The organism is Allorhizobium sp. DMC15 (genome assembly GCF_056314065.1).
This window is the reverse complement of sequence record NZ_JBQUZB010000007.1, coordinates 22,760-39,147: the sequence shown is the minus strand read 5'-3', so window position 1 is coordinate 39,147 and position 16,388 is coordinate 22,760. Positions and strand designations below refer to the sequence as shown.

General features: G+C 57.5%; 13 protein-coding genes and 2 pseudogenes. 11 read left to right on the top strand and 4 right to left on the bottom strand.

Annotated features, from left to right (window positions below):
- Positions 1–40: 40 nt before the first annotated feature.
- Both ACT53S_RS22265 and hisD read right to left on the bottom strand, forming a co-directional pair.
- Positions 41–961, bottom strand: coding sequence for a hypothetical protein (locus tag ACT53S_RS22265; RefSeq protein ID WP_476068633.1), 921 nt, complete (start codon positions 959–961; stop codon positions 41–43).
- Positions 962–1,274: 313 nt separating this feature from the next.
- Positions 1,275–2,585 (bottom strand): histidinol dehydrogenase, encoded by a 1,311-nt coding sequence (gene hisD / locus ACT53S_RS22260; protein ID WP_476068632.1) that lies wholly within the window; start codon positions 2,583–2,585, stop codon positions 1,275–1,277.
- A gap of 1,195 nt (positions 2,586–3,780) precedes the next feature.
- Between hisD and ACT53S_RS22255 the strand changes: the two genes are divergently transcribed.
- The 4 genes and pseudogenes from ACT53S_RS22255 to ACT53S_RS22240 all read left to right on the top strand — a co-directional run.
- Entirely contained in the window at positions 3,781–5,844 is a 2,064-nt protein-coding gene (locus ACT53S_RS22255) for a N,N-dimethylformamidase beta subunit family domain-containing protein (RefSeq protein ID WP_476068631.1), read from the top strand.
- A gap of 11 nt (positions 5,845–5,855) precedes the next feature.
- Entirely contained in the window at positions 5,856–6,815 is a 960-nt protein-coding gene (locus ACT53S_RS22250; protein WP_476068630.1) for an ABC transporter substrate-binding protein, read from the top strand.
- A 57-nt stretch (positions 6,816–6,872) separates the two neighbouring features.
- A complete protein-coding gene (locus ACT53S_RS22245; RefSeq protein ID WP_476068629.1) occupies positions 6,873–7,715 on the top strand; it encodes an ABC transporter permease in 843 nt (280 codons plus the stop codon).
- A 133-nt stretch (positions 7,716–7,848) separates the two neighbouring features.
- Positions 7,849–8,526, top strand: a pseudogene (locus tag ACT53S_RS22240) (ABC transporter ATP-binding protein); the annotation flags it as partial.
- 41 nt (positions 8,527–8,567) lie between these two features.
- Here the strand turns inward: ACT53S_RS22240 and ACT53S_RS22235 are convergent.
- Both ACT53S_RS22235 and ACT53S_RS22230 read right to left on the bottom strand, forming a co-directional pair.
- A pseudogene (locus tag ACT53S_RS22235) lies at positions 8,568–8,944 on the bottom strand (IS110 family transposase); the annotation flags it as partial.
- 291 nt (positions 8,945–9,235) lie between these two features.
- Positions 9,236–9,769 carry a helix-turn-helix domain-containing protein gene (locus tag ACT53S_RS22230; RefSeq protein WP_476068628.1) on the bottom strand — a complete coding sequence of 178 codons (534 nt, stop codon included), beginning with the start codon at positions 9,767–9,769 and terminating at the stop codon, positions 9,236–9,238.
- A 712-nt stretch (positions 9,770–10,481) separates the two neighbouring features.
- Between ACT53S_RS22230 and ACT53S_RS22225 the strand changes: the two genes are divergently transcribed.
- The 7 genes from ACT53S_RS22225 (at position 10,482) to ACT53S_RS22195 (ending at position 16,291) form a co-directional block, all read left to right on the top strand.
- On the top strand, positions 10,482–10,937 hold the full coding sequence (locus tag ACT53S_RS22225) for a DUF3846 domain-containing protein (RefSeq protein WP_476068627.1): 456 nt from the start codon (positions 10,482–10,484) through the stop codon (positions 10,935–10,937).
- Positions 10,934–11,932, top strand: coding sequence for a hypothetical protein (locus ACT53S_RS22220; protein ID WP_476068626.1), 999 nt, complete (start codon positions 10,934–10,936; stop codon positions 11,930–11,932). The genes ACT53S_RS22225 and ACT53S_RS22220 overlap by 4 nt, the downstream gene beginning before the upstream one ends.
- Positions 11,933–11,960: 28 nt before the next feature.
- Positions 11,961–12,407, top strand: coding sequence for a hypothetical protein (locus tag ACT53S_RS22215; RefSeq protein WP_476068625.1), 447 nt, complete (start codon positions 11,961–11,963; stop codon positions 12,405–12,407).
- An 11-nt stretch (positions 12,408–12,418) separates the two neighbouring features.
- Positions 12,419–12,655, top strand: a complete 237-nt coding sequence (locus ACT53S_RS22210) for a hypothetical protein (RefSeq protein WP_476068624.1) — start codon at positions 12,419–12,421, stop codon at positions 12,653–12,655.
- 46 nt (positions 12,656–12,701) lie between these two features.
- On the top strand, positions 12,702–13,220 hold the full coding sequence (locus tag ACT53S_RS22205; protein WP_476068623.1) for a hypothetical protein: 519 nt from the start codon (positions 12,702–12,704) through the stop codon (positions 13,218–13,220).
- 433 nt (positions 13,221–13,653) lie between these two features.
- Entirely contained in the window at positions 13,654–15,267 is a 1,614-nt protein-coding gene (locus tag ACT53S_RS22200) for an RcgA family putative transporter (protein ID WP_476068755.1), read from the top strand.
- Positions 15,257–16,291 carry an alpha/beta fold hydrolase gene (locus ACT53S_RS22195; protein WP_476068622.1) on the top strand — a complete coding sequence of 345 codons (1,035 nt, stop codon included), beginning with the start codon at positions 15,257–15,259 and terminating at the stop codon, positions 16,289–16,291. Before ACT53S_RS22200 ends, ACT53S_RS22195 begins: the two co-directional genes overlap by 11 nt.
- The last annotated feature ends 97 nt before the right edge of the window (positions 16,292–16,388 follow it).

Genomic DNA, 16,388 nt, shown 5'->3' with positions numbered 1-16,388 from the left:
GAAATGAGACGAGGGGCCTGCCGCCTTGTATTCGGATGGCCTACATGGCTTCGAGATGCTGCTGGAATCCCGATCCGGAAAGCACCTCGTGGATCTGGTGGAAAACCTCGGTCGCTCTTGCTGGATTCCCAGCGAAAATCTTGTCGTACCATCCGCCAGCCATGTAAGGTACAGAGGTGCCGTCGGCGAAACGCACGGCGCTCGTGATGATTTGATCCTTCAGGAAATAGACGTCCCAGGCCCAGGCCTCGGGGTAGGCTTTCCCCCTGAGCAAAACGCCGATGTGGGTATCATAGCCAGAGGCACGGAAACGCCGCATCACCGCTTCACATCCGATGAAGCCGATCAGATCCAAGCTGTAGCCGATGTCGTTGCCGAGTTGCTGCCGAATCTTCTCGGCGACATATTTTGTCCCTTCGCCGGTCTGGATACAGTCGTCGAAGACTGCGATTCGGACCGAAGAATTCCGTACCTTCGCGATTTCCCGGGCGAGATCAGTCGCCACGGCGATTTGATCGTCGAGTGGCGCGCCGCGGCTGCATCCAATCTTGAAAGAAGAATAGAAGGGGTCGGTCGGATCGTCCAAGATGTGCGCGAGACGGACGTTCACGCAATGTGCGGACAGATCCTCATTGAAACTACGGATATAGGTGGCGTTCAGATTGGCAAGGGCATATTCTCCGTTGCAGCCTTGCGACACAATGATATCGTAGAATTTCCTGTCGGTGTTCAATTCGTCTGCCAATTGGGCGCAGGCGTGATCCCAGTTGAACAGGTTAAAGTCTACCTTTCTGTGATCGAGGCACTTCATCGCCTCCAATATGAGGTCCCACACGTCAGAAAGGACCTTTTCTGTCTTTCTCTCGTCGATGTTCTGTTCGGCTGCTATTCTCTTAAGGTGATAGGAAAGATCGTCGAAAAAATACAGATGGCGCAGTGGCGAGATTGCGGTGTCGTTCATGTTACCTCCTTGCATAAGTCATCCATCGTCAAGTCGGCCTTGTCGGAAGCCGGCAGGCAGATCGAAAATATCGTCAGTTCGCGGTCAACGACGAAGCAATGCTTAACTCACTTGCCGGCAACGACAGAGCCTCAGCCCGAAATGTGCAGGACTATTTCCGCGAAAGTTGAATGCCACTTGTTTACGGTGCTGACCGGCCCGTTGTACCTTATCCGACCAATCTAGGTATTTCGGTCTACGAAGTTGGTCGACCCAACGAGCTCGCGAACCTTTTAGCCCTTTTCCATCACATAAGTTTGACCTGCCATGGCGTTTAGTCGATCCTCGCTGCTGCCACATGGTTGGGCAAACATTCGGCTTCGCCAATTGCCTCGATCGTAGGATATAATCCTTGAAGCGCCGATCGCTCCAGTTTCGCGAAAGACGTAAAGCGCACAAAGTTCCTGGCTGTGATGCCTGAATAAGAGCGCGCAAATCCGTTGGTCGGCAGCACAGCCGTCACACCGATGCAGTAGTTCGCGGCTACGAACGGTGTGAAATGGCCTTCGAGTATCTCTCCAGCCGTCTTGATCCTATGGATGTATCGGCCGCTCGAAGTGGGCTCCATGAATAAGGAAAGGTGCTCCGGCGCAAACTCGTTCGTGAACCGAATGATGTCTTCCTCCCCCCGCAAGACAATAATGGCGGCCTGCCTTCGCTTGGCGAGAGCGCCATAGTGATCAGCATATTTCGGGATGCAGGCGAGCCTGTCGTCGATTGCCCGCGAGAGCTTCTCGGCGGCCTGCTCGTTGGTCGTCAAGGCATATGCGTAAGAGTCTGGGCCATGCTCGATTTCGGTCAGGAAATTACGCGCGAGCAACGATGCTTTTTCATCGTCGAGAGGGCCTTCGAAGATGGTGAGCGAATCGGAAGGGCCGATGCCTGGCTGCGTCGCGACGCCGTATTTCGCACCTTGAAGCATTGCCAGCGCGACGGCCTGGGGTCCAGGTCCCAGAATGGCGTTGACCCTTGAAAACCGCCAATTGCCCGTGGCGGCCGCTGCGATGAGCGCAAGGCCGTTACCGCAGACGAAATCCGTTGCGCCGGCGATCCTCCCGGCTGCGATCGTGTTGAGATTGGGGGTTCCGTCGGCCGTCGGCGGAGTCCCTAATATGATGCGGCGGACGCCGGCTTCAGCCGCCGCCACACACAGCATCAGGGCGGTAGAAATCAAGGCTGCCTTGCGCGCCGGCACCCAGACAAAGCAGGTCTCCAGCGGGGTTACCATTTCGCCGACGGTGTGCCCTTCGGCCAGCGTTACACTCCAATCGTCAAGGGATTTCATGATCCGCTTGTTGACCGCAGCTATGCTATGGACCGACTTCTCTATAGCCAATAACAGTTTTGGGCTCAACTTGGCAACGGCTTGATCGACTTCGGCGGGGGCTATGAAAATGCTTTCGGAACCGAACTCTGCGAAATCATACTTCCTCGTGTAGTCTAGGATCGCCTGCTCTCCGGTCTCTTCAACGCACGCATACGCTCGCCTCACGTCTTCCTCCAGATTGGGCGCTACCTTCTGCGCTCTCGGCGCGATGGCCTCTGCTATCGCCTGTTCATCCCGGAAGCTGAGCGTTTCAAACATGAATATGGGCCTGTCTATGGTCGGAGACTTTCAACTGGGTCCAACCATAAATCCTAACGGGAGCGCCTCCTATGGTCCCAAATGGGATAGTCGCTGTTCGGCTGGAGTTGGAGTTGCCAAATAGTTCTGTGTCGCGTTCCGCGCCGGACTGCACTGCCACTGGGGTGATTGAATTGGCGACGTTAAAGTCTGTGCCCTGAAAGCTGACCTCTTTTTCGACGTTTGTGAGAAGATCGCGTTGATTCGCGTTGACCGGAATCGGTGGAGCCTATGCAGAGGCAATGGTCGACAATGGAGCAGATGTCGCCACTGTCGACATAAACCGAGAATTTGCTGGACAACCTGGCTAGCTATTTGCGCGCCCCTGCGTTGCCGATCGCCATGTACTACGCAGGGCTATCGACGAGGTGACCCGCCGATATGGTCACGTAAACATCTTCTTTACGAATGCAGGCATTTCGACCGGGTCCGGCTTCCTGAAGCCGCACGGGCGACGCTGTGTCGAAGGCGCCCTCGAAAATGTTTGCGACGACCTCGGGGGCGAAAATTCTTGTCGACCCATCCTCTCCCAAAAGTCGATCTCACTTAACGTTGTTGTCGAGCGCTATCAGGAACACGAGCTATTCCATGCTGACGGAATGTACCGCAGCAATGGCAGCTTCCTTTGGCCGTCTCATCTTACCAATTGCCTGAAGGCCAGGATGGGCGAGGGCATGATGAGCTACCTGTTTGCTGTCGCGGACAGTGCCGAAAGCCGTGTCGCATCCTTCATCGCGATAGCCAGAACCGACTCCGTCCAAAACATATTAGCCGAGATCCGTGAATGGTGCATCCAAAATACGGTATATTCAGTGTGACGAACGCCGCGATCAACCCGACATCCCGGCAGCAGCGATTGCGGATTATGCGGTACGTGAGCAGACGGTGACGGATCTTGCACGCGAACTCGCCGCGGGTCGTACGATTCCTTCGAGCCTCGCCGGGTATTTCGCATCGCAAGACAGTCTGCCTACGACATACATAACACAGAATCTACCCCAAAGGGGGTATATACCCCGGCATTCCTCTGTTTGAAAGTAGTCTGCAGCAGAGTGAGGCGTATCAGCAGAGCGATATATATGAAGAGCGTTTTGCCACGATCGGATCGATACTGCGCGGGCCGCCCTCTCACGCCTAAATTCATCGGGAGCGGGCAATGAAACGCGCAGTGGATCATGGCGCGATAAACGCGGTGGGCTACACTGTCCCTTGGAGTGCCAAGGCGGGCCAACAGATCAACCTCAGTCTGTCTTGCGATCTGCCAATAAAGAACACGCGGATTTCCCGGCTAGCTAGGCCGGTTACCGAATTTCCGGCTTGGCCGATCGAAGCGATATTTGAAACAGCCGAGCATAGGCAGTTCGATCAGGGTTCATTCCTGCGCGTGCCGGCCGACGAACTCGCCAAGCGATCTGTCCACGCTATTCGTTTCGAATTGTTCCTCACTGGCAATCCGGGGTCGCGGACCGTTCTGGAAGCCGGCTCTCTGAGGTTGTGTCTGCGCGACGGGGCATTTGTCCTAGACATCGGCGACGACGTTCTGCTTGCCGAAGAAAAAGCGCCGCTTGGAGTGTGGCTGACTGTCGAACTCGATCATCGACGCGGCGAGTTATGTTTGTGCATCAATTCCCACGACTTACTCGTACCGTATGAACTTGATCGGTGTCTCGGCAACTACCCGTGGCGCCTACAAAGCCACGCCATCCATCTCGGCGCGTGCGCATCCCGAAACGAGCCGAACCTCAATGCGAAATTTGCAGCGATCCGGCCTGACACGTCTGAGGGCCTCCTTGCTTGGGATTTCCCTACACTCTTGCCGAGGGAGCCGATCCTGTCGTCAGGCGGGGCCGATCCGTTGCGTCTCGACGTGGTGAATCAGCCGGCCATCTGCATAACTTCGGCCCGCCGAAATGGTTCGAGCTTTGATCCTAGGCTAGCGGCAACGCACTACGATGCCATCCATTGCCATGATGACGAGATCGGCCTACTTCAGTGGCCTCCATCCCATCGAGTGACGGTTCCTGAAAACTCTCACTCAGGCGTCTACGCATTCCAAGTTGAATGGGAGGTTGGCTATGAACGTGTGGTGTTCTTCGTCAACTCTTCACGGGCTTTGTCTTTGCTGTTGTATCTCGTGCCAACCGCTACCTATCTTGCCTATGCTGACGAATGTCTTGCTAACCACCTCTATCAATGGAAATGCGACGATCGCGGGCATCGCTTCGCAATCGCCAACAACCTTAATTCGCTTTACGACTACCATTCCAATCTTAGTGGCGTGTCGATCTGCTCCTACAAAAAGCCGAAGGACGACTTTGCCTATCCGCTCTGCGGCTGCCCGCACAACCTCCCAGTCGATCTGCACTTCCTCAGATTCTGCCATGAAAATGGGTTCGTTTTCGATGGCCTTACGGATCATTTGCATGAAGGCGGCATCGATGGACTGCACGGCTATCGAGCGATCGTGACCGGGAGTCATCCTGAATACACGTCGATTGGGATCGAGCAGGCACTGCGGCAGTTCGTGACCGAAGGTGGCAGCATCGCCTATCTTGGTGACAAAGGTTTTGCTGGCGTTGTCGCCTCCAAGGATGATCTGATGGAACTGCGCCGTTTACCGCTGGAGGCCAGGCGCACAGGGGACAGTCCGATCGCCGAGCAGTCGCTTTCAATTACCAACCAGCCGGGAGGCTATCTCCGATCCCGCGGCCGTGGCGAATTCTCGCTGATCGGTGCGGCAATCTCCCTGATGGGCTTCGATGGCGCACGCCCTTCCACGCGCACGGACGAAAGTTATCAGGCAGGATGCGCCTGGTTGTTCGAGGGTGTTGATAATTGGACCTTCGGGTCGCCTGGCATCGTGCTGGGTGCGGCTGCCGGCTACGAAGTGGATGCTACAAGTCCGGCCCTCGGCACCTCTAGGGACACAATCATCATCGCATGTGCGACGGACTTCCCCGACAGCTTCGTTCACCATCCAAGACGCTGGTACGAGGGCGGAGATCCTGAACGTGTGAGCCGTCCCCGCGCGGAAATGACCTTACGCAACCTTGCCGCAGGCGGCTTTGTCTTCTCGGCAAGTTCGGTCGGCTGGTGCGGCGCGCTGCCAGCCGCCAACGGCATGAACGACGTGGGGAAAATTACGCTCAATCTGCTCAATCGCCTCTCGGCTCCACACACGGCGAGAACGACTCGGGAATCGGGAAAATCAACCTCATGAGGAGAACCACAATGCTAAAGAGACTTGTGCTAATAGCCGCGTTGGTATCGGCAACAGCTAACGCTGCCTGCGCCGATACCGTCAAGCTCGGACTGCAGCCCTGGCTGGGTTATGGCCCGCTTTGGGTCGCTAAGGAAAAGGGCTTTTTCGAGAAAAATGGCATCGACGTGGTGTTGACCACGTTCAACTGGGACCAGGACATGACAGCCGCGCTCGCCAGCGGCAATCTTGACGTCATCGCCAGCGCCACCAACGGGATGATCGCCAACTTCAACCGGGGTGTCGATCAGAAAGGCTTCCTGGTGATGGACGTGTCCTTCGAGGCGGATGCGGTCCTGGCCGCAAAGGGCATCCGCTCGATCGCCGACCTGAAGGGCAAGAAGGTGGCCTTCGAAAGCGGCTCCACCAGCGACCTTCTGATCAACTATGCGCTAAAACAAAACGGCATGACCATCGCCGATATCGATCACGTGCCGATGGGCGCCTCAGAGGCGGGGTTAGCCTTGATCGCCGGCCACGTCGATGCGGCGGTCACCTACGAGCCCTACATCTCCACTGCGCTAGCTCAGGACAACGACTATATGGTGATCTTTACGGCTGCAAAAAAGCCCGGGCTGATCAGCGACCTGCTCAGCGGCTCATCCGTATGGATCAAAGCACATCCGAAAGAAGTGCAGGGCCTCATTCGCTCCTGGGACGACGCCATCAACTTCATCCGAGCGAATCCGGCGGAAGGCGGCGCACTCATTGCGAAGGCCGTCGGCAGCCCGATGAAAGAGTTCGAACCGGCATTCAAGGGAGTTCGCCTCTACAACGTGGCCGAGAACAAGGAAATTCTCAAACGCGATTTCCAGGCGACTATTCATGAGATCGGCGAGATCATGCGGGCGACCGCGCCTGATAAGATCGAGAAAATTCCTGCCGCTAGTGATATATTGGCGCTCGACGATCTCAACGCAGTTGCGAAATAGGCATAAATTGGCGGCTTTGGCAAAGAGTGCCGCAAGCCTGATGCGATGGGGGTTCCAATGAGCAGTCACGAGCACCAACCTGAAGCCATCCGTTCCCGGCACAAGCCGAAGCGGGATCTGCTCAGGCTAAGGCAAGAGATACCGAGCAGCATCTTTTCGGCGGCAGGCTTCGCGATTCCGGCTTTGCTATTGTTTTCCTGGTGGCTGGTTACCGAACTTGGTTTCGTGCGCCCGCTCTTTCTCCCGAGCCCCCAGGCCGTTGTGATGGAAGGATGGCGTCAACTTTCGGAAGGCGTTCTCGTTGCCGACGGATCTATCAGCATTTACCGGATCGCTGTCGGCTGGTTGGCTGCGACGATGGTCGCTGTGCCGATCGGCATCCTGATGGGCAACTATCGCATTATAGAGGGTTCGTTTGAACCTCTAATTTCGACGATGCGCTACATGCCTGTTGTGGCGCTGATTCCGCTGTCGATCCTCTGGACCGGAATCGGTGATGCGCAGAAAATTCTAATTCTTTTCCTCGGCACCTTCTTTCAGCAGTCGCTGATGATCATGGACAATGTCAAGAACATCGACATGAACCTAATCCGCGCCGGCCAAACGCTGGGGTTCAGCAACAGCGAGATCCTTCGCCGCATCATCCTGCCGGCAGCCTTGCCTGGCATATGGGACACGTTCCGAATAACCATCGGCTGGACCTGGACCTACTTGGTTGTCGCTGAATTGGTGGCCGCCGACGAAGGGCTGGGACGGCGCATCATGGACGCGCAACGCTACCTGGCAACAGATACGATTTTGTTTGGCACGCTGTTCATTGGACTTCTGGGGCTGCTGACGGACTTTGTGTTCAAGAAAAGTGGCCAATCGCTGTTCCGCTGGAACAGCCAAACAAGGTGAACGACCAGTGAACCAGACCCCCATCAAACCGAAAGTCGCCATTGATGGCGTCGGCAAGACCTTCCGGGTGAATGCAATGCCGCTGGTGGCAATCGAGCGCATGGACATCAATATACGTGAGAACGAGTTCGTCTCAATTGTCGGCACGTCGGGGTGCGGAAAGTCCACACTCCTCGCTCTGGTCGGCGGGCTCGATGAGCCGACTTCCGGAGAGATCAGGATCGACGGTGTTCCAGTCACCGGGCCAGGACGCAACCGCGGTTTCGTTTTTCAGTCCTACAGCCTTTTCGAGTGGATGACTGTGCAGACAAACATCCGCTTCGCCCTGGAAAAGAGCACCATGGCGAAAGCCGAGAAAACCGAACTAGTGGCACACTTCATACAGGCTGTCGGCCTGTCCGGCTTCGAGAACGCCTATCCAAGGCAGCTTTCTGGCGGCATGCGGCAACGAGTGGCGATCGCACGTGCGCTCGTCTACAAGCCGTCGATCCTGCTGATGGACGAGCCGTTCGGCGCGCTCGATGCCCAGACCCGCGGCATGATTCAGGAATTGCTGTTAAAAGTCTGGGAAGACCATAAGGTGACGGTGCTGTTCGTCACGCACGATGTGGATGAAGCGATCTTCCTTGCTGATAGGGTGATCGTGCTCGCTAGCCGTCCGGGCCGGGTCAAGAAGGACATTGCCATCGATTTGGGGCGGCCGCGATCTTTCGACATTGTCACCGATCCGGCCTTCACCGCATACAAGCGTGAGATATTCGCAGACATCCGCGAAGAGACACTGAAGGTCATGGCAATGGAACGAGCTTGATGCTCAGATGGGGCTTTGGTGAATGCTGAACTGAACGCCCTTGCACGCGCCATTAGGCTATCGGCAAGGCCGACACGCACGTCCTTGAACAGGCCGACCCGCATCACGTGGGCGATGCCGCGTGCATCGTTCCTGTCGCTTTTGTTCTGCTGCAGGGCGTCCAGAAATGCCTTGGTATGGCGCGTCTCGATACACAAGACGGGTAAGCCCGCGTTTGCCAAGCCTTCAAACAACCATTGGGACAATGGGCCAGCCTCAACGCCTACCCTCTCGATGTTGAATGCTGGATCGCTCAGGATTGCTACGTGGTCCTGCGGATGAGATCCTACCTTCCGTTCGCGGTATGGTTCCCGCTTTCATCGACGATACAGACGCTCGTTTCTTTGACCGAGACATCGAGGCCGACATAGTGTTTCATGGCTGCGCTCCTCTGCATGATGGTTGTGCCTGTTTTCCGACAAGCGACTGTAACATCGGCAGTGTGGTGCAGCCCCTTACTCCCTACGGATGGGATGGGGCACGAAGCCGATTAGCCCATCTATGCTGAAAGCTCCGATGTTCTTCATTGTTCTTCTCGGATCTCGGACTGGCGCCGATCGATCCGATACGAGCGGCTCCGCCAGAAGGGCCAGAATGACGCCGCATAAGCGCCGGCTGTTCGCCGAAGGCGGCCGGCGCGCGGCGGAAACCAAACCTAACCCGCTGAGTGTCATGGCGCGGCTTTCGCCGCGCCATTCCTTTTCTGCCTTCCGATCGTCCGGGGCTCCATGGCAAGCACAAGGTCATGCACCATCTTCAAGGCCGTTTCGTCGAGCTTCTGCAGGTGGCCGACCGTTTCTTCCATCAGCTTGTTTCTCTCTGCTACCTGTGAGTTGCCTTCGGATTGAGGGGGCCGTTCTTTGATGAAAGGATCGAAGAACTCTTCCGGAGTGATATCGAGGACCTCGAACACGTGGAGCAGGCGTCCGACGGTCATCAAGGATGAGGCGTTTTCATAGCGGGCGTAGGTTGCCTCCTTTACGCCCAGGAGGGTCGCGACTTTGGCTTGCGCAATTTGTCGGTCGGTTCGCAGGTGACGGAGCCTTTGCGCGACAAGCAGATCCAGTTCCTTGAGGTCGATGATCTTTCCGTCGAGCCGTTTGCGATAGATCGAATGATCTCTGCTTGGGTCGTCAACGCGTTCAAGTCCGAGATCGCTCACCCACTGCTCGAGTCCGAAACCTGCCATTGCCACCAACCACACTGGAATTTCATCGTTGTTCCTCCGGGACAATTAAAGATGGTGCCTCGAAAGTCTACCCTGAATGGCTGCTTTGGCGCATCGCTTGGCGACCCCGCTCTATGCCTTCGGCACGGAGCCAGCAGCCGCTGTCTCCGCCCATCCGGGTTACGATCGGTTGCGCTGCGGCTTCGCCTTCAATCACATGCATCTTGGGCAAAAATCGGTTCGGAACATTTACAGCTTTCCGCAATCGACCCATATTGCCCGCTTATCAGGTCAGGTCGTGGCAGATCTCTAGCCCTTTTCTGTCATGTGCCTACGGAGGCCGCCCTGCCTCGTATCGGGGCGGCCTTTCCCCTCCCCTACTGCTCTTCACAGTCATCAGCATCAGCACGGTTTGCCGGGTCTCGGCCAGGATGAAACAGTGACGCCGGAGGCGTCCTGTCTGTCTCTTTGATGAGGGAAAGAGGAGCGCTGCCCCCTCTCCCTCACAAGGGGAAAAAACGGTTTCCCCGTCCTTCCTTTGCGCAGCCTTGGGGCAGCGCTTTCGTGCAGGAGCGCCGGTGACGCGACGCCCCTTCGGCTTTGCCTCGGGCGGGCGAACCCCCTCCGTTTTTATCCCCTTGCCACCCTCTCCCCCGCTGCTCCGCGCGAACTCGGGAACAGGAGCGGGGCTCCTGCCCACGATGGGCATGAGAAGACCGCTTCGCGGAATGGAGAAAGGGTGAGAACTATGACCACAACCGCAACCGTTTACCTGCTGGACCCGGAAGCCGGGAACATTCAAGCCGCAGAGGTCGCAGCACCGAGCGCGTTCTCTCAGACCTACGGGCTGATTGGATGCCAGCTTGTCGAGGTGGTGCCATTCGACACGAACCACGTTCTTATCGTCGATGAGGAGGGTTTGCGCGATGGCTTGACCGCCTTCACTGTCTTTGACGGCTACCCGCAGCCATTGGCCGGAAAGATCGTTCTTGCCAGTCTGGACGGCTCGCATGTCCTGTCGCCGCAGATCAGTATTGAAGAAGCAGCAGCCCGCCTGAACGTCTGCAAGCCCGTTCTTGATCCGGTCTTTACCAAGGCGGACGAGCATTCTTCCCATGGGGTTATTCTAGGCGGCGCTTTGATAGGGTTCCAGACCCGCATCACCCGCATCCACCCAACTGTTATGGCGGGGGTGGTCCGATGATCATCGCTGTTGTCGAGGACCGCACCCTGTCCATTCTCGCCGGAACCTTTGCCGCGACCATCGCGGCGAAGGACATCGAATATAGCTTCCATGCCCTCACGCATTTTCCGGAGCGGCGCACCCTGTCCGAACTGGAGGGGCTGGCAGAGCGCCTCAACGGCTTTGCTGCCTACATGGTGGAGCTGTGGGAGCAAGCAAAACTGCCCCTGCCGGACGCTGAACTAGAGGCGTTTGCCCGCCGTCATGTCGAGATCACCGCCAAGTATTGGGCAGCGGAAGGCCGTTGCATGAACTGGTTCATCACCGGTCCTGCCCGCTTTCCCGTCGCCCGCAACGAAAAGCGGATGCGTGTATCAGACGCCCGCCGTGCTGACATCTCGGCTCATATCGCGACTGCGAAAAAGGCGGTGAAACGCAAGGCGTTTCCCAATGGGGCCGATGACGAGCCGATCCGCTCAGGCGATCCGGCCGCCATGCAGCGCATCGCCTCGCGGATCGAAGACCTGGCAGTGTCCATCGACCGGATGAAACGGGCGAATGTCATCATTCGCCGAATGGAGAAGGATCAGGCGAGCGAAGCCGACATTCTGGCCCGTGTGGTGGCAGAAACCAGCATGGACGAGGAGAGGGCATCGCATGGCGTTACCCTTGCCCCATGGCAGAACCGACGCGGCTTTTCCACCACCAACACCCGCGCCGAACTGCGCCGCATGCAAACCCGCCTCGCTTCGCTTGCTGCGATGAAGAAGCGCGGCGACCGCGCCGAGGACGTCGAGACGGAGGCAGGAGCCATCACGGTCAAGGAAAATACCGACATGGCCCGCATTCAGTTGCTGTTTCCCGGCAAGCCGGACGAACAGACGCGGCGCACCCTGAAATCTCACGGGTTCCGCTGGTCCCCGTCGCAGGGGGCTTGGCAGCGCAACTTGAACGAGGCCGGACGCTATGCGGCAAGTCTAGTCTTGAAATCGATCAGCGCCGACAGCGCCGCTTGATCAGCCCGGGAAAACAGAGGATCCCCACATGAATGAGCAGATTTTTACAGTCATGGAGTTTTCCGGCCGAGGCGACGCCATGTTCGGCGGCAGTGCCGCCGACTGGAGCCTTTACACCCAAGAAGACAACTCAGAGGCTTTTATGAGTGCTGCCGACGCGCAGCGCCGCCAGCTTGTGAAAGCCTATTTCCCGACCAAGGAGGAAGCGAGTGAAGCCGGAGAGGCGGCCAGCCAGCGCAAGGGCCTGATTTCGGCCCTGCCTGTTCGGCGTGTCGATGAGATCCCCTATGCGCAACTGCGCTGGATTGTCGGAACCATGCACGTTGGGACCACTGACGAAGACTTGAAAGCCGACATCAAGGGACGAGCGAAAGCGGGCATGACCGCAAACCCCGACCTGCTGGCGCAGGCTTGCGCCTACGCGCTGGCAAGCCACCGAGCCAATCAGGGCTTAGTTCCGCATTTCCGGCTGTAGGAGGCGAAGCGATGAAAAGCAAAGGCCAGCGCAGAAGCGTTGAGGTGTTCGACACGCCCTCCGGGTTAGGGGGGAGCCACACGGCTCAGGTTGTCGAGAACCTTGGAAACGATAAGGTCAGGGTGCGCGTCTGGTATGGACGCGCCACCGCAACAGGTTGGGAAGCATGGAAAGATTGGGACGGCTACCGCTTTGAGACCGAGCGCGCCAGCCTGACCAACAAGCGGTCAATGCCGCTGTTCAAATAGGACCTTGGCCGCATTTCGATACGGCCCGACATCAGGAGGGACACCATTGAGCCGCTACACCGTGACCGTGAAGACCGACGGAGAGACCGACGAGAATGCGGTAATCGGCTATGATCCGCCGTTGCGCACCTTCTTTCTGCAGGCTTTCCCCGATGAGGAAACCGACGAATACGCGCTGTGGTTCGGGACGCTTCTTGAGCAGCACCCAAGCCTTGAATCAATCATCGAGAGCGCGCGCCGTTTTGGCTATGAGATCGAGGGGCTATCTCAGAACGCCATCATCGCCATGACAAAAGAAGCGGGAACGCCGACGCCGCCAAGCCTTGGCGAGCGCTTAGGATTGGTACGCTGCCAATGGTCGGACGCTTTGTTGCGGGGCTGGTTTGGAAGTACCGGCCCCCTCACCGTTTTGGCCGTTGCGAACCTGGCAGCATCGAGCTGGCTGCGGTTCGCCCGAAGGGAGCCCATGCCCCTCCCCTCGGCTCCCCTCCCGCCCGATTGCTACCGCAGACGAAGGGGCAAGGATTTGGACGTCAAACGGTTGACCCGTTTCTGGTGGTGTTAGAGACCGACTGCATTTCCTGAGCCGTGAGCGTGCCTCTCGTCGCGATCAGATAGGCCGCAAGATAGGTCAACTTCAGCTTCGCTTCTCCGTCGTCTTTCGGCTGATAATTGAGGATTGCCATGCGACGCGCTTTCGCCTTTTTCCCCCGTTGAACCGCGGCTGCATGCTGATCGATCAGCTCACGAAGCGAGGGTCCTTCTCTTGTCGCACTGGCTACGATCTCCGTTCCCGCTTTCCTGGGCGTCGGTAATGCCCGTGCCTGTTTGTTGCATCGAGCCGCAACTGTTTCGGGGGACGAACGCGAACTGGATGACGACAGTAGCATGGCGGATGCCTCACCGATCTAGTTGCATTGGGGATCGTCTCAGACCATCAAATCGTCCACAACGCACGATAGGATACGAAACAAGACGAAATCTTGGGCTGTAAGTCATTGGAAAAAAACGGTAAGATTTTTGTTCCGCCCCCTGCTGATGCAAGCGATTTCAAGGAACTGTTCAAGAAAATGGCTGCTGCGGGTGCAGGACGCCTGTTGGGTGAAGACGGTTTTCCCCAAGGCCCGTGGACCCCGGAGCTGCTGGCGGAGGCGATCTCAAAGATCGACGCAAACCGTGTCGGAGTGGATCTTCGCACCGTCCAGCTCTGGTTTCAGGAGAACGACAAAGGCATCAGCCCGGCCAACATTCGTTGGCTTGCCCGCATCTTTGGTTGCGACGATCGTGAGGCAACGAATGAGTGGCTGAAAGAGCTCACTGCAGCCCAAGCGCGCCTGGCGGCCAAGCGACGCGAGCACAAGAAAGCCGGCAATGTCGCTGCCCTTCGCGTGCCCGACATGCCACCACCAGATTCAGGTGATAACTCGGTGCAGGTGACGCCACTGCTATCCGTCGACCTCCAACCAATGCCGTCGCAGCGATCGGGTCTGGCAATCAAGACGGAAGCGATTTTTGCTGAACGCTCGGATCTGAACTTGCCGGCTTCGATATTTGCCGGCTCTTCTGCCTTGGGGTTCTTGTCCTACATCCTCGGCATCCACAGCATCACCTACATGCGGGAAGACGGCATCGAAAAGCAGGTTGGCTTTCTCTGGGCTCCGAACTGGACCTTCCTGTTCATGGTGCTGTTGCCGCTGTTCTTTACCATCGTCATCGAGCTTCTGGTTTTCTGGAAGCATGATGGCCGTCTCCGGCTCTTGGCAGAGGTTGATCGCCTGAAAAGCGGCGAAGCCTGGGCGCGAAATCTGCAGGCCAACTCTCACACCTATTGGGCAGTGTTCGTCATCTGCGTTCTGTTCGCAGGTGTGGTGCAATGGATCGGCGTGCAGCTCATCCCGCTGCTTGAGCAAGCGCAGGATTTTGCCCCAAGCTGGGGAACGATCGGGATCACCAGACCCGATATCCTGTCGACGCCGGCGGCAATCGTGTTTACCGCCCTTGCCTACCTTTACATGTCCGTCAGCTTTTATCTTCTCTTTGCCGGCCTGATCCTGCTGCACACAATCCTCCATGATTTATGGAGGCTCAAACGCGAAACCACGCTTCGGGGCGAGCAGGGTCACGGGCCGGATGTCAGTGAAATCGGTTTGCGGATCATGCGGGGGGTCTTCAGATGCTCCGTCCTCGTCGTCCTTGCCGCCATCTGCATGAAGGCACAGAGCGCCTATCTTGCTTCACAAGGCCCTGATTTTGTCACATGGCTGGTTCGCGACGTGTGGGCTGCGCTGGCAAATTACGACGATGGAGATCGAAGCTTCGATTACATCATGCCCACCCACTATAGCAGCCTGCTCGTCGTGCTTTCGACCTGCAGCGTCTTTCTGTATGGGGCACTCCGCTTGGGTGACGATCTGCGCATCCGGGCGCAACTGTGGAAGATGTCCGCGGTGATCGGTCTGTTGTTCGTGTCATACATATTGATCGACGCATTCGATGGTTTCTCGGTCTTGCTGCTCGTTGCAGGGCTGATCGCGACCTATGGTCTTTTCGATCCGGCGTTCGTGCCAGTTTGGCGCACCCGTCAGATAGGAGGCGACAGCCATGTTTCATAAATGGCTGGATCGTTGGGACGAGGGCCGAGCCCAACGCGGCGAAGAGGCCAAGACGGTTACAGACCTCATTCTGGACGCGGATCGTGCATTCCCCGGCATGTGGGCGGCTGAAACGGTGGAGGAGTTTTGCGTTCTCGGGGAAACGGCCGCCGCTGATCCGGACTTTTTTGAGCCGGCTGATGAAAGCGATCATAGCTTCGAGCTGCGGGATGGCTGGCTGAAATTCCCTTCAGACGTTGCAACCGATGTTGCCGAAAACAACATCGTGTGGGCCAGGATCACCGAAAGCGGAAAACGCGATCAGGCGGTGGTGATCTTCCATCACTGGAACGCGACCAGTCGGAACCGGCAGATTGCCGGGTTCCTATCCTGGCAAGGCATCACGGTCATCGAGATCGCCATGCCCTACCACTTGGAGCGCAAGCGGCCCGGCTCGCTCTATGCGGATTACATGCTCAGCGCCAATCTCGGCCGCACGATGCAAGCCGTCAGACAGGCTGTATGGGATGGGCGCAAGCTCATTCGTTGGCTGACGCGCGAGGGGTATCGGGATGTTTCCGTTCTCGGGATGAGCCTTGGTTCCTGGATAGCTGGACTGGTCGCGGCACATGAGCCCGCCGTTTCTCGGGCGTCGCTCTTCCTCGCGGCAGGAAGTCTTGCCGAAATGGTTTGGACCGGTCGCGCAACCAGATCGATTCGGGCAAGCCTCGAGCCGCATCTTTCGCTTGCCCAGCTGCAAAGAGCGTGGGCACCACTAAATCTCGAGAACCATGCTGACAGGCTGGCGCGGCCAAGTCTCGAACTTCATGTCATCCTGGCATCGAGGGATACGGTTGTTCTGCCGGGCCTGTCCGAACGGCTGCTAGGACGGCTGGAGAATGTCGGAGCCAGAGTGAGCGTGCTGCGGCTGAATTGCGGGCACTACTCTCTTGGGCGGCCACCCTACATCTTGGGAGCCGGATGGAGCTTGAAGCGGTTTCTGTCGCAGGGCAAATGCACCTGTGAAAGTGACCATAGCTGGTGAGCAGATGGGCGAACGACCGTAGCGGCTCGTTAAACAAGTTAGTTGGCAAGAAGGAGAGCGAAAGAAGCGGACAACGGAGAATAGTCGAGTTGAGCGG

Bases quoted from the DNA above. Each gene is read 5' to 3' on its own strand.
- ACT53S_RS22265 (WP_476068633.1), bottom strand. From the start codon at position 961: ATGAACGACACCGCAATCTCGCCACTGCGCCATCTGTATTTTTTCGAC.
- hisD (WP_476068632.1), bottom strand. From the start codon at position 2,585: ATGTTTGAAACGCTCAGCTTCCGGGATGAACAGGCGATAGCAGAGGCC.
- ACT53S_RS22255 (WP_476068631.1), top strand. From the start codon at position 3,781: ATGAAACGCGCAGTGGATCATGGCGCGATAAACGCGGTGGGCTACACT.
- ACT53S_RS22250 (WP_476068630.1), top strand. From the start codon at position 5,856: ATGCTAAAGAGACTTGTGCTAATAGCCGCGTTGGTATCGGCAACAGCT.
- ACT53S_RS22245 (WP_476068629.1), top strand. From the start codon at position 6,873: ATGAGCAGTCACGAGCACCAACCTGAAGCCATCCGTTCCCGGCACAAG.
- ACT53S_RS22225 (WP_476068627.1), top strand. From the start codon at position 10,482: ATGACCACAACCGCAACCGTTTACCTGCTGGACCCGGAAGCCGGGAAC.
- ACT53S_RS22220 (WP_476068626.1), top strand. From the start codon at position 10,934: ATGATCATCGCTGTTGTCGAGGACCGCACCCTGTCCATTCTCGCCGGA.
- ACT53S_RS22215 (WP_476068625.1), top strand. From the start codon at position 11,961: ATGAATGAGCAGATTTTTACAGTCATGGAGTTTTCCGGCCGAGGCGAC.
- ACT53S_RS22210 (WP_476068624.1), top strand. From the start codon at position 12,419: ATGAAAAGCAAAGGCCAGCGCAGAAGCGTTGAGGTGTTCGACACGCCC.
- ACT53S_RS22195 (WP_476068622.1), top strand. From the start codon at position 15,257: ATGTTTCATAAATGGCTGGATCGTTGGGACGAGGGCCGAGCCCAACGC.